Raw genomic sequence first — 13,568 nt, forward strand, 5'->3', positions numbered from 1 at the left:
GCGACGAGTAGGAGTGATTGAAATACCTTTCATCCTTGAAGCCACCGCTAAGTTAGCGGTTGTTACTCACCCGAGTCACTGAATACGTTGGATATGCAACCAACTAACTGGAACAGGAGATTTCCAGATGTTTCCCCCAGTCAGGAGGTAATGCCGCCAAGTCATCAAATTCAGGTTGCTCTGCGAAAGGATGTTGTAATGCCTGATGCAACCGCTGTAGAGGTTGAATATCATCCTTTTCAGCGTGATCAATCACTTGCTGTGCCAGGTAGTTACGCAATATATATTTCGGGTTAACCGCTTTCATCAATTGCTGACGCTGAACATCGTCAATCAGCTCTTGTTGCAAACGTGTACGATAACGGTGGTACCAACTGTCAAAACCGGCTCTATCGATAAAATCATCACGTAGTGGCGATTGCGCCGAATGCATTTCAACCTGGCTCAACAAGCGGAATGTACGGGTATAATCTCGCCCCTCTTGAATCATCAAACTCAATAATCCTGTCAGTAACTCGTTATCCTGGCTGCTGTTTTCGACAAAACCTAGTTTAGCGCGCATCTGTTGGCCATAAGCTGCCATTAACTCTGGCTCATAAGCCTCTAGTGCCAACTGTAGCTGCTCCACCGACATTAAGCCGGACAACGCCTGCCCCAACCGATGCAGATTCCATAGTGCGACCGCTGGCTGATTATCGAAAGCATAACGCCCCTGATGATCAGAGTGATTGCAAATATATCCCGGTACATAGTCATCAAGAAAACCAAATGGACCATAGTCCATGGTAATACCAAGAATCGACATATTATCGGTATTCATCACACCATGAGCAAAACCGACCGTTTGCCAATGAGCGATTAAACGTGCCGTGCGTTTTACCACATCAGTAAACCACAACAGGTAACTTTCCGGTTGACCGGCCCATTGCGGCCAGTGACGAGCAATAACATAATCAGCCAACTGTCTGACCTGTGCAGGCTGCTGTCGATAATAGAAGTGTTCGAAATGGCCAAAACGAACATGACTTTCAGCCACGCGTAATAACATCGCCCCACGCTCTGGTTGCTCACGATAAACAGGATGTTCGCTGGTAACAATGGTCAGTGCACGGCTGGTAGGTATTCCTAGATGGTGCAATGCTTCGGAGGCTAAAAACTCCCGGACGACTGAGCGCAAAACGGCCCGCCCATCTCCCATGCGGGAATAAGGGGTTAACCCTGCGCCTTTCAAATGCCAATCCATACTGCGGCCGTCACTGAGTTGTTGTTCCCCGAGCAAAATCCCACGGCCATCCCCGAGTTGCCCTGCCCATACGCCGAACTGGTGGCCACTATATACTTGTGCCAGCGGCTCCATACCTGGTAGCAAAGCCTCTCCTGCCCATACGCTGGCTTTCGGCAAACTAAACCAACTCTCATCCAGCCCAAGCTCCAGCGCTAACGGGGAACTGTGGTACAGCAAGCGTGCCCCCTTTAACGGCGTTGGTTGCAAGTGAGTATAAAAACCGCTCAATTGCTGCCCGTAGCTATTATTAAATTGAGGCGTATTCTCAGATTTTGAAGCGCTATCTGATTGAATGAAGTTAAAAGGGGTCATCAGCGTAATACCTCAGCCAGCCAGTGACTAACTTGCAACAGCTCAGCATGTGACTCAGGAAAATCATCGCTTAATTGCTGACAAACAACGTTAATAGCCTCGGGACGATACACCGTCCCTTGTAGCCGCTCAGCCAAAGCTTCCAGCGGAGCAGGATTCAAACTATCCGTAAAGATTTGGCAGCGAGCGATGGCACCCTGTAATACATCAAAATGCAGTTCAATTCCGCCCCAAATAAAACGGGTATCGACTAAGTGGCTAAAGGCGGGGGCCTGACCGAAATTCCATTCCCAGCTACTCTGTTTCGCAAATTGTTCGGTAAAACCAGGTAGGTCGGGCAATGCTTGTGGGGAGATTCTTTCCGCCAGCACCTTTTCATTATAATAATCGAAAAAAGCCTGCTCAATGGCGACACAAATCTGTTGATGCTCAATTCCCGGTAATAGCTCCACCAGATTGGTGACTCGGGAGCGCACTGATGTAATCCCTTTGGCCTGCAATTTTTTCGGATCAGGATTAAGGTAATCGGCCAAACGACTCAGATCCGCACTCAATAACAATGTGCCATGATGAAAACCACGATCTTTGGTCTCTTTATACGCCGAGCCCGAAACTTTGCGCTCATCATCACCGTTCTTAACCACCAAATCATTACGACCTGAAGCGGTGGCCTGAATTCCGAGCGAGGCTAACGCAGTAAGAATAATTTGAGTGGAGACCGTTTTATCATATTCAGGTTTACCCGCCATAAAGGTGAAACAGGTATTGCCCAAATCATGAAATACCGCCCCGCCGCCGCTGCTGCGCCGAGCCAGCTTCACGCCATCTTGCTCCATTTGGCGCGTATTACACTCTTTCCATGGATTCTGAGCACGGCCTATCACCACGGTGTCAGCATTACGCCACAAAAATAGCACTCGCTGATCCGGGGACATCTGACGGAAAATGCACTCTTCTACCGCCAGATTAAACCAGGGGTCATAAGAATCAGAAATGAGTAAGCGAAGGGATGACATAAACGCGGCTCCGAACCAAAATAAGCAGCTATTAAGATAACATAACCAACGCCGATATCTTTAGGTTCGAGGATTCATTCTGTATTGATTAAGAACTATATCGAAAATGCATCAAATGCGACGCGCTTGCCAGTACACACGTTTCCAGTAAACATTTTCCAACGATGAACGGATCACACCTTTACTCGTTGAGGCATGAATAAATTCATCATTAGTATCGTAAATACCGACATGCAGCCCATTTTGTCCACTGCCAGTTTTGAAAAACACCAAGTCGCCAGGCATGAGTTCATCACGAGAGACTTTAGTGCCTAAGGTGGTCTGCGCTGCTGTTGTTCGGGGTAATTGCATATCAAAACGATCACGGAATGTGCGGTAAACAAACCCTGAACAATCAACACCACTTTGATCCAGCCCACCATTACGGTATGGCGTTCCTTCCCATTGACGCAGTTGTTCATTCAGTTTAGCGACTACCACAATAGAATCTGATAAGTGACCACTCGGTGTTGGAGCATGGCTGCTACAACCAGCAAGAATCATACTGACCAAAAAGATCCAGAAACGCATCCGCATCGAGATATCACCAGAGTAAGGCTTAGCCAATCCACCGCACAGCAAGCTATTCGGCGCTATATCTGGCCAGCGAGAGGTACCAGTAGAGCTAATTTAGCTATCGAGTCTGGAAAAAACAAGTTATATGAATGAGATAATAGATTTAATCACTTTTTATGGGTTTGGTGTGAATCAGCCATATCCCCAGTAGGATAAACCCCGCCCCTAACGTTTTTAGTAACGTCGCCGACTCATTGAACCAGGGTAGCAATACAGCGGCTAAATAGACCAGCGCATAACTAAGACTCAGTAATGGATAGGCTCGATTGAGTGGCAAATACCTTAAGGCAAAAAACCAGCACAACATGGATACTGCATAGCCGACTAGCCCGAAAGTTACCGCCATTAATTGTGTCAGATGATGTGCTAAAAACTGACCATTAATATCTGCCAACGATATTAATGGAGTATGCATCATCCCCCACTTCAACATGAGTTGGGCCATGGTCACCAACACCACACTGCCTATTCCCCACAGGTAACCTTTCATAAATGCCAACTAATCAAAAGGATGCCAAACATAATGGCAGCAACACCCAACCAATGGCGAGAAGTTGTCTTTTCTCCATAAAACAACTGCGCGGCCAAGGTCACCAGCACAAAGTTAAAGCTTAATAGCGGATAAGCCACACTCAAAGGCAGATGTTGCAATAAACGCAACCACAGCACCATTCCTAAGCCCAGCAATATCACTGCGATAGCAAGCCAACGCAGTGTGGGCGCAAGCCGTTTTTCACCAGATTGCCCCCAACATTGTGCAGCTTGCTTCTGACACAGTTGCCCCGCACAGGTCAATAAACTGACAACTATCAATAGCAAATAATTTGTCATGGTGTCTTTTGGTACCACAAAAGTGCCAAACGATTCATTAAATTAACCTTGTCGGCTACCGGATAATGGGTAGAGATGTCCTCACCGCGAGATAATTGCACAACTAACGACACGTCACCTTGCTGCCTTGCATGAGCCAACCATTCACTAAAATCTTTATTGCTAATGTATTTATCTTTGCTGTCAGCATAGTTCAGCCCATAAGACAGCTCGCCCTTTTCGCTGAACATCAGTATATCGCTACGTTTCAGTTGCCAGGCTAACCCTGCCGCTACACCCACACTGTCGGTAAGCACATAGCGGCTGCTGCTCAACGCATCAAAATTATTCTGAATAAAATTTTGCGGCTGTTTGGAATCAATAACCTGTTGAGGAATCAGGTAACCCACCAGCAAAACCAACAATAATGGACAGGCGGCAGCCCAACGCCAATAACGGGCGTTATTATACAATGTAATCAGCCCCACCAACCCCCATCCAGTAAAGGCGACTATCCCCAACACTACTTTCTGCTGCTCTTGTGGCCCATAGGCGACCAAGTGCCCTACCAAATTCAAACCAATAACTAACACCGCCAGCGCGCAAACTAATCCAAAAATAAGATTTATTGCACCATTTATTTTCAGCGCGCGCATACGCATGTTACTGGCGCAATCTGTTGCATATGCCGCTATCAGTAAAGATAGTGGAGCCATACATGGCAAGATATACGTTGGGAGTTTTCCTTTAGCCACACTGAAGAATAACAACGGCATGACGACCCAACTGAGCAAAAAGAACAGCTCTGGTTTTGCCACCCGTTCACGCCACCCTTTAAGTAACGCTCCCGGTAATAACCCCAACCACGGCAATACACCGATGCAAAGAATAGGCAGGTAATACCAAATGGGGGCTTTATGTTGAGCATCTTTTTCAGCGAATCTCTGAATATGTTCAACCCAAAAGAAGTAATGCCAGAAATCGGGTTCACGTTGCGCGATGGCCAATGCCCACGGCAAGCTCAAGATTACCGCACCCAATATCGCTATCGGGCCAAAAATGATGAGTTCTTTTATTCGCTTTTGCTGTATGACAATAGGCAATACCGAAATAACCGGCACGGCCAACGCCAGAAAACCTTTAGTCATAAAGCCCATGCCACAGGCAAGGCCGAGCAAAAGGTAAGCCCCAACCTTCTGCGCCAAGGTTTCGGCCCGCAATGTGAGATAAAAACAGACCATTGAAGCGGTTAGCCATAATGAAATCATCGGATCCAATACCGCATAGGAGCCGATACTAAATACCAACAACATGGAGAGATAAATTAATGTCGCCAGTACCGATGTAGAGCGGTTACGCCACAATAAAGTCGCTAACCAATAGACTAATATTGCACTCAGCGCGGTACTAAAAATGGAACCAAATCGGACGGCAAAATTAGTGTCACCAAATATCCACTGGCTAATATTATTAAACCAATATCCAGCGATAGGCTTTTCGAAATAGCGGATCCCCAGAAAATGCGGCACAACCCAATCACCACGTTGCAACATTTCCCGACTAATCTCAGCGTAGCGAGTTTCGTCAGGTTGCCACAGTAAACGACTATTGATTGGCAATAGGTATAGCAAAGCAAAAAACAACGCCAACAGTGCTGCCCCGCCTCCTTTTAACAGTTTCATCCGACATCCTTAATTTTTGTCTGACACCCTAACCAACCCTCTCGGCCAGGAAAGGTGGTACGCTCGACTGTCCCTATCGGCAATAAATCTAAATCATCGGGTAATAACTCTCGAAGCGGGCAAAACTGGATACCTTGTTTTTTGGCCTGGACTAATAATTGCTCAAACATTACTGCCTGAGACATCCCTTCAACTTCAGCATGAATGGTATAAACCGAGACACCTCTATCACGCAAAATAGCTTCAATGATGAAATTATTAAAATCCTCAGCCCGCACTTCACTCCCTACGACTTCATCGTACGTTGGCAACGTAACAGGAATTTGTACACTGCCAAGACTGCCATCAGGTAATAGGGGGCGGAAAGGGTGAGTACCACGACAATCACTGTTATAACGAAAAGCGAACGGTTGCTTGATGGCTAACACCCGCGAGTCTGCACGCCAGCCAGCAGCGGCGGAACAAGTTACTGGCTGCCCAATGCTGTTCTGTAATTCATCCACACCCCATTGAACCTGCTCAGTTAGCTGTTGTGTTGACCACGATGCAACCTTAGCTTGCCAGCCTTGATGATCCCATGCATGCAAACCAACCTCATGCCCTGCTTGTAGCGTGGCTTTCATTAATGAGCCAAGGTCTTTACCGATTTTTTTACCCGGCCAGGCGGTTCCGGCCAGTAAGATATCCCAGCCATAAAGCGAAGCGGCATTAGAACGCAACATCTTCCACAAGAAACGAGGTCGGAAAAGGCGCCACAAGTGACGCCCCATATTATCTGGACCAACACTGAAGAAAAAGCTGGCGCTGATATCATACTGTTCCAATACAGCAAGTAATGATGGCACACCTTCTTTTGTTCCACGGTAGGTATCCACATCAATTCTTAGTCCAACTTGCTTCATAGATAATGCTCATCCTTTTGGGTTTCACCCAGTTCGAGTACAGCACCACGAAGGAAGAAATCCAAGGTTTCGCTGACAGTTTGCTGCAAAGCGATTTCTGGCTGCCAATGTAAAATACGTCGCGCATTCGTGATGCTGGGGGTGCGATATTCGACATCTTGGTAGCCTTTACCATAATAGGCACTGCTTTCGATATCTTTAAAGCCAGCAAATGGTGGGAAGTGACCACGTAATTGATGTTTTTCAAAACTACTCAGCAGCATTTGCGCTAATTCGCGAATACTAGCCTCATTCGTCGGGTTACCAATATTGATTATCTGACCATCACAGCAGCCATCATTGTTCTCAATAATGCGAAATAGCGCTTCAATGCCATCATGAATATCAGTAAAACAGCGTTTTTGCGCGCCGCCATCAACCAGTTGAATAGGAGAGCCTTCAACCAGATTTAATATCAATTGTGTAATGGCGCGGGAACTGCCAATACGAGCAGCGTCAAGGTTATCCAGACGTGGCCCCATCCAGTTAAATGGGCGGAACAATGTGAATCTGAGATTTTCTTTCGCACCATAAGCCCAGATAACACGATCCAATAATTGTTTGGATACCGAATATATCCAGCGCTGTTTGTTAATTGGCCCAACAATCAGTCGCGAACTGTCCTCGTCAAACTCTTTGTCATCACACATACCATAAACTTCAGAAGTGGATGGGAAGACAATACGTTTATTGTATTTAACGCAATCGCGAACAATCTTTAAATTTTCTTCAAAATCTAATTCGAAAACACGCAGTGGATTGCGGGTATATTCAATTGGCGTCGCAATAGCCACCAGCGGCAAAATGACATCACATTTTTTAATATGATATTCGATCCATTCGGAATGAATACTGATGTCGCCTTCCACGAAATGGAAGAAAGGGTTATCCAAGAAACGACTAATAGCATCAGAACCAATATCCAGACCATAGACTTCGTAACGGTCATCACGCAACAAGCGTTCGGTTAAGTGATTACCAATGAAGCCGTTCACACCAAGGATCAGTACACGGGTACGTCTTTTCAAAGCATTGCTTGGTCTATTAGCTAAACGCACATCCGTGACAATGCCCATTTCTTGGGCTAATCGACTGCCCTGAACATACAAACCAGCGTCTCCCTGACCAGTAACAATCTCCAGCGCACCTTCACCGCAGGCGACAACTAAAGGTGAAATTGAGAGTATGGTGCCGGGTAACTTTCCGTGTGCCATCTTCAGCGGCCGCGCACGCCAGATGATGAGTTTACGCTGTCCAAGATAGCTGAATGCACCGGGATAAGGCTCCGTCACGGCACGAACTAAATTATTGATATCTGATGCTGACTTTTGCCAATTGACCTCTCCATCAGCAGCAGTTCGACGGCCAAAATAGCTGGCATCAGCTTCTTTTTGTGGTGTCAGATGCAGTGAAGAACGCTTCATTTTTGGCAATAAATCACGTAACAACTCTTGCGACGCTTCACGCATTTTTGCATGTAATGTCAATGCAGTATCTGTATCGCTGATGGTAACTTTGTGCTGACCCACAATTGGGCCTGCATCAGCTTTTTTTACCATTTGGTGCAAGGTTACACCTGTTTCGGTCTCCCCATTAACCAGCGCCCAGTTAATCGGAGCACGCCCTCGGTATTTCGGCAACAAGGAGCCGTGTAAATTGAATCCTCCTTGCGGTGCTAACGACAAAATTTCATCACACAGCATATTGCGATAATAGAAAGAGAAAATAATATCCGGCTGTAATTGCTTAATGCGCTCAACCCATAACGGATGATTGGCATCATCCGGTGCAAATACAGGAAGTTCTAAATCAGCAGCAACCCGGGCCACTGAAGAGAAAAAACGATTCTCATTAGGATCGTCAGTATGGGTAAATACTGCCTGAATATCGTAACCAGCTTCTACTAGTGCTTTTAGACCTACACAGCCAATATCATGATAGGCAAATACAATCGCTTTCATTTTTCTACTTCCTGATTATTGTCGGTATGCTCTGCCCCGACCACTTTCTGTATGAAATAACGTGGGCGCGCGCGCACATCGTTATAAATTCGACCGATGTATTCACCGAGTAGCCCCATACCAACGAATTGGGCACCGATGAACATGAACAACACGGCAAAGAGCGTAAAGACACCGCCGCCCGCCCATTCCGGGCCAAATACCAAACGCAAAACCACTAACAGCACAGCAAGAGTAAAACCAGAAAGTGCAATGACACTGCCCACCAGGCTTAACAGACGTAATGGGGTCGTTGTCAGGCAAGTTATCAAGTCATACATAAGATTAATGAGCTTCATCAGGCTGTATTTTGAGTCACCGAATTCGCGCTCAGCATGATGAACTGTAATTTCAGTGGTACGGCGGGCAAAGCTGTTTGCCAGAATGGGAATAAAGGTACTGCGTTCGTGACAGTGTAACATTGCTTCTACGATATGACGGCGGTAGGCTCGTAACATGCAGCCATAGTCACCCATAGATTTACCTGTAGCACGTTGAATCATCAGATTAATCAAACGGGAGGCTGTTTTACGAAACAGCGAATCTTGCCGATTAGCGCGCACAGTCCCGACGACGTCGTAGCCCTCTTCTGCCACACCGACCAGCCGTGGGATTTCCTCCGGCGGGTTTTGCAGATCAGCATCAAGTGTAATGATCAAATCACCACTAACCTGATTGAATCCAGCCATAATGGCTGAATGTTGGCCATAATTACGATTTAGCAAAACTGCGATTATGTGGTTTTCAGGTAGGTTCGCCGCTGTTGTCAAAATTTCAGCAGAACTATCACTACTCCCGTCATCAACCAGAATAATTTCATAAGGTTGGGTGAGTAACTTACAGGCAGCCGACGTCCTCTCTATTAATGCCGGCAAGCTCTCTTGCTCGTTATAAACAGGGATAACTATTGATACTTTTTTGATTTGCTCATTTTGTAACACGGTGCGGCCCTATAATAGTTGCCAATGCATCAACTACCCGGTCAACATCACTGTCTAGCATGTCGGGGAAAAGGGGCAATGTGCATAATCTGGCGGAATTCCATTCGGTATTGGGTAAGTGCAACTGTGGATAGCGTTCGCGATAATACTTTTGAGTATGGGCGGCACGAAAATGCAGACCAGTACCAATTCCTGACTCTTTCAACCGCTCCATCAGTGAGTCGCGACTAATTCCGCAGCGACCTTCATCAACACGCACCATAAACAGATGCCATGCATGGAGATGGGCATAGTCGGGAACCGCCAGGGGTTGCAAGGGGGAATCGTTCAATGCCTTATAGTAGCGGGCAACTAATTCTTGGCGACGAGCATTGATTTCAGGTAAACGCCTGAGTTGCACTACCGCAATCGCTGCGTGAATATCAGATAAGTTATATTTATAACCAGGCACTATAACTTCGGCCTGTGGGCTACGCCCTTGTAGCTGTCGATAAAAGGCATCCACACCCAAGCCATGAAACTTAAGTTGCCGTACTTTGTCGGCTAGCTCATCATCATCAGTGGCAATTAAGCCGCCTTCAGCACAAGTCATATTTTTAATGGCATGGAAAGAGAAAATAGCGGTGCCCTTCTCGCCAATCCATTGATTACCATAGCGGGTGCCAGCAGCATGGGCCGCATCTTCAATCAATGGGATACCTTGATGCTGAGCAATTAAACGCAAAGCATCAAGATCACAGGGAGCGCCGGCATAATGCACCGGGATAATGGCTTTGGTTTTTGCGGTGATAGCTGCTGCAACATCCGCAGCATTTACCATTAAAGTGTCGCGATCAACATCAATCATTACCGGCTCAGCGCCCAGCAACACAATCATATTAAGAGTAGAAACCCACGTTTGAGACGGGGTAATAACTTCATCCCCTGGGCCAATACCCAAGGCCATCAAGGTGATATGCATTCCCGCAGTGGCCGAACTGACAGCAATAGCATGCTTGCAACCCAATGCCTTACAAAAATCAGTTTCTAACTGTTGATTCTGTGGGCCAGTAGTTATCCAACCTGAGCCTAATACATTTATGACCGCATTAATTTCGTCCGTACCGATTGACGGACGTGAAAATGGCAAAAAATTCTGCATTGAATAATCCCTTAGGACACCAGAGCTGTCGGCAACTATATGCTCACTTAAGTTAACGAAAACTAAACGCCCATCAGATAAACCTGTGGTCTGCTAGGGTCAACTCTAGTCCATTAACCTTAAATAAACCTTAAGATAGCGTTTTTTTGCTGATATATTCAGAAAGGGTATTTCACGAAGAAAGGAATTGTTTTTCATAGTAAAATCAATCAATTAACATAAAACACTGTGGGATATTTCATCGCAATGATTTAATTGATTTCTTCTGTGGAGAAAAAGAAAAATAAGCACCATAACAAATATTAATGCAAATTATAGATGCAGGTTATTAATTTTATACTCCCAATAAAACTTAGTAGCTAAATGTAAGTATCATATGCTTTTTGTAATAATCCAATTCTGGCCATCAAAACTATGTATTTGAAATTCCACTTCGAACACATCAGATAAAATATCTGCCTCCATTACCTGTTTAGCCCCACCCTGTGCAAGCACGTCCCCTTTAGACATTAACCAAACCTGATCAGCCTGTTGCAAGGTGTGGTTAAGGTCATGAGCACTAATGATAGCACTGCGCCCAGCCGCACAAAACTCAGCAAGCAGACTATCAAGTGCCACTTTTTGCGCCACATCAAGCCCGGTATAGGGTTCATCAAGCAATAACAGCTTGCTGTCAGCGTTGATATCCGGCCAAACTTGCAAGAATACTGCCGCGAGCCGAACACGCTGCCACTCGCCGCCTGAAAGTTGCGATAACATTCTTGGCAATTTATCGGTTAATCGTAATTTTTTACAGAGATAACCAATCGTTGCCGCTACAGCATCCAAAGCGGCACCGGCTGGCTGATAGAGAGCCAGATATTGGAAAACCGGCATTAGAGTCAGAGCCGATTGCTGTTGACTTAGATAGGCTCGTGAACGGGCCAAGTCGTGCCCTGCATAGATAGGCAGTGGTTGCCCGGCCAGTAAAATATCACCACGAGCAGGCAACAAGCCTGCCAGAGCGGCCAACAGGGTACTTTTCCCTGCACCATTGGGACCTATCAAATGAATTTGCAACCCAGCAGCCACCTGGGCAGAAAAAGGCGCAAGGCGGGTTTCGACATGGACATTGCTGAGTTGCAAAAGCATCAAAATAAACCTGTTGTCGGTAAATTATTTGGTGGCTAACGCTTGAGTAATTGCACTGATTAGAATCGAATCTTCTGGTGCCATATCGGGAGCAAAACGCTCAAGAACTTCGCCATCACGACTAACCAGGAATTTCTCAAAATTCCACAGAATATCACCCGGTTGCTTTGGCTCACGCCCCTTACTGGCTAACCGTTGATAAAATTCGCTCCCTTCCGGTTTTATTGCAACAGACTTAGCCGCAATCAATTGCTGGTACAAAGGGTGCCGTTGCGGGCCATTGACCTCAATTTTACTAAACATCGGAAATTCAACCCCAAATGTGCCACGGCAGAAAGCTTGGATCTCTTCATCACTGCCAGGCTCCTGCCCCGCAAACTCATTACTCGGAAAACCTAAGACTTCAAAACCTTGCTGATGATATGTTTTATAGAGGTTTTCAAGCCCTTCATACTGCTTAGTCAGACCACACTGAGAAGCCACATTAACCACCAACAGCACTGAGCCTTTATACTTTTCCAGCAGAATAGATTCACTTTCAATGGTTTTAACAGGAATGGAATAAATTGGATTACTCATCAGGAAGGATCCTTATTCAGCGATGATATACAGATGAACTTACAAGAGTATCAATAGGTGTAAGGCAGATCACTTTACACTTTTCACTCGTGTCAGCAACCAGATAAATAATGGCGAACCCAACGTTGCTGTCACCACACCAATGGGCAGCTCAGCCGAAAATAGAGCGATACGTGCGATAACATCCGCAAACAACAGTATTCCAGCGCCAGCTAGTGCACATCCGCTTAGCAGATGGCGTTGGTCAGTTAAACCGGTCAATCGTAAGATATGGGGAATAACCAGGCCAATAAAGCTGATAACACCAGCCAGAGCAACACTAATACCTACCAGCAATCCTATAGCCAGTACTAATAAATTCCGCCATAAATGGAGTGGGATCCCCAACTGCCTGGCTTGCTGCTCACCCAATGACATAAAGTTGAGCACTCGCCCCTGGCAACAAAGCCATACCACGATCGGCACCAATGCTACGACCAATCCCTGCTGTCGCCAATCTATACCGCTGAATCCCCCCATCATCCAATACATCAACTGGCGTAAATCCAAGCTGGTACTGAAATAAACAGCCCATGTCATCACCGCGCTGCAAACGATCCCCAATGCAACACCAACCAGTAACAGACGAGCGTTAGTCAACAAACGCCGGCGAGCGAAACCTAACAGCAGAACCGTCATAAGTAAGGCTCCAGCAATAGCACAGCCACTTAAAAACCAGATCGGTAATAACCCGTGCCCTAGCAAGACCGCCATAACTAATGCAACACCTGCACCATTCGCCACCCCCAGCAGACCGGGTTCGGCTAATGGATTTTCAAACAATGCCTGCATTACAGCACCCGCAACCGCAAGACTTGCACCAACCATCATTACGGCTAAGGCTCGGGGCAAACGCAACTGCCAGACGAATAATTGCCCGCTTTCACCAAACCACTGAGTGGGCCAAATCCACGCATCTCCAGCACACAAGCTGACTACCAGCGCAAAAAAAAGTATCACCACCAATCCCTTGAGGTAACGGTGATCACGTTGTTGTTGCCGCTGTTGAAGCGCAGTAAATAACTGACTGGTCTGCATTACATCCTCGGTCGCTGCCTCAGGATTAACCTGAAGAT

At 46.3% G+C, this 13,568-nt stretch carries 13 protein-coding genes; all 13 read right to left on the bottom strand.

Annotation, left to right across the window (positions count from 1 at the left end; genetic code table 11):
- Positions 1-103 precede the first annotated feature (103 nt).
- The 13 genes from Q2T72_RS12105 to btuC all read right to left on the bottom strand — a co-directional run bounded on the left by Q2T72_RS12105 (position 104) and on the right by btuC (position 13,530).
- Positions 104-1,597: a protein adenylyltransferase SelO gene (locus tag Q2T72_RS12105; RefSeq protein WP_083158710.1), complete on the bottom strand. Its 1,494-nt coding sequence runs from the start codon at positions 1,595-1,597 to the stop codon at positions 104-106.
- Positions 1,597-2,613: a lipoate--protein ligase A gene (locus tag Q2T72_RS12110; RefSeq protein ID WP_372569235.1), complete on the bottom strand. Its 1,017-nt coding sequence runs from the start codon at positions 2,611-2,613 to the stop codon at positions 1,597-1,599. Before Q2T72_RS12110 ends, Q2T72_RS12105 begins: the two co-directional genes overlap by 1 nt.
- Positions 2,614-2,724: 111 nt before the next feature.
- On the bottom strand, positions 2,725-3,189 hold the full coding sequence (locus Q2T72_RS12115) for an NlpC/P60 family protein (RefSeq protein ID WP_083158708.1): 465 nt from the start codon (positions 3,187-3,189) through the stop codon (positions 2,725-2,727).
- A gap of 142 nt (positions 3,190-3,331) precedes the next feature.
- Entirely contained in the window at positions 3,332-3,718 is a 387-nt protein-coding gene (arnF, locus tag Q2T72_RS12120; protein WP_083158707.1) for a 4-amino-4-deoxy-L-arabinose-phosphoundecaprenol flippase subunit ArnF, read from the bottom strand.
- Positions 3,715-4,059: a 4-amino-4-deoxy-L-arabinose-phosphoundecaprenol flippase subunit ArnE gene (gene arnE / locus Q2T72_RS12125; RefSeq protein WP_083158706.1), complete on the bottom strand. Its 345-nt coding sequence runs from the start codon at positions 4,057-4,059 to the stop codon at positions 3,715-3,717. The genes arnF and arnE overlap by 4 nt, the downstream gene beginning before the upstream one ends.
- The gene (gene arnT, locus Q2T72_RS12130; protein WP_372569236.1) at positions 4,056-5,720 is read right to left on the bottom strand and encodes a lipid IV(A) 4-amino-4-deoxy-L-arabinosyltransferase; all 1,665 of its coding nucleotides are present in this window, start codon (positions 5,718-5,720) and stop codon (positions 4,056-4,058) included. Before arnT ends, arnE begins: the two co-directional genes overlap by 4 nt.
- Positions 5,717-6,622 (bottom strand): 4-deoxy-4-formamido-L-arabinose-phosphoundecaprenol deformylase, encoded by a 906-nt coding sequence (gene arnD / locus Q2T72_RS12135; RefSeq protein ID WP_083158705.1) that lies wholly within the window; start codon positions 6,620-6,622, stop codon positions 5,717-5,719. The genes arnT and arnD overlap by 4 nt, the downstream gene beginning before the upstream one ends.
- Positions 6,619-8,622, bottom strand: a complete 2,004-nt coding sequence (gene arnA / locus Q2T72_RS12140; protein ID WP_083158704.1) for a bifunctional UDP-4-amino-4-deoxy-L-arabinose formyltransferase/UDP-glucuronic acid oxidase ArnA — start codon at positions 8,620-8,622, stop codon at positions 6,619-6,621. Before arnA ends, arnD begins: the two co-directional genes overlap by 4 nt.
- A complete protein-coding gene (gene arnC / locus Q2T72_RS12145) occupies positions 8,619-9,602 on the bottom strand; it encodes an undecaprenyl-phosphate 4-deoxy-4-formamido-L-arabinose transferase (RefSeq protein WP_083158703.1) in 984 nt (327 codons plus the stop codon). Before arnC ends, arnA begins: the two co-directional genes overlap by 4 nt.
- Entirely contained in the window at positions 9,589-10,743 is a 1,155-nt protein-coding gene (arnB, locus tag Q2T72_RS12150) for a UDP-4-amino-4-deoxy-L-arabinose aminotransferase (RefSeq protein ID WP_372569237.1), read from the bottom strand. Before arnB ends, arnC begins: the two co-directional genes overlap by 14 nt.
- 372 nt (positions 10,744-11,115) lie before the next feature.
- Positions 11,116-11,874 (bottom strand): vitamin B12 ABC transporter ATP-binding protein BtuD, encoded by a 759-nt coding sequence (gene btuD, locus Q2T72_RS12155; RefSeq protein ID WP_193784652.1) that lies wholly within the window; start codon positions 11,872-11,874, stop codon positions 11,116-11,118.
- Between the two features lie 24 nt (positions 11,875-11,898).
- On the bottom strand, positions 11,899-12,453 hold the full coding sequence (locus tag Q2T72_RS12160) for a glutathione peroxidase (protein ID WP_083158700.1): 555 nt from the start codon (positions 12,451-12,453) through the stop codon (positions 11,899-11,901).
- Between the two features lie 69 nt (positions 12,454-12,522).
- Positions 12,523-13,530 carry a vitamin B12 ABC transporter permease BtuC gene (gene btuC / locus Q2T72_RS12165; RefSeq protein WP_083158699.1) on the bottom strand — a complete coding sequence of 336 codons (1,008 nt, stop codon included), beginning with the start codon at positions 13,528-13,530 and terminating at the stop codon, positions 12,523-12,525.
- Positions 13,531-13,568: the final 38 nt, after the last annotated feature.

The sequence above is a fragment of the Yersinia sp. 2466 StPb PI genome, assembly GCF_041538325.1.
In the GTDB taxonomy this organism is placed as follows: domain Bacteria; phylum Pseudomonadota; class Gammaproteobacteria; order Enterobacterales; family Enterobacteriaceae; genus Yersinia; species Yersinia enterocolitica_E.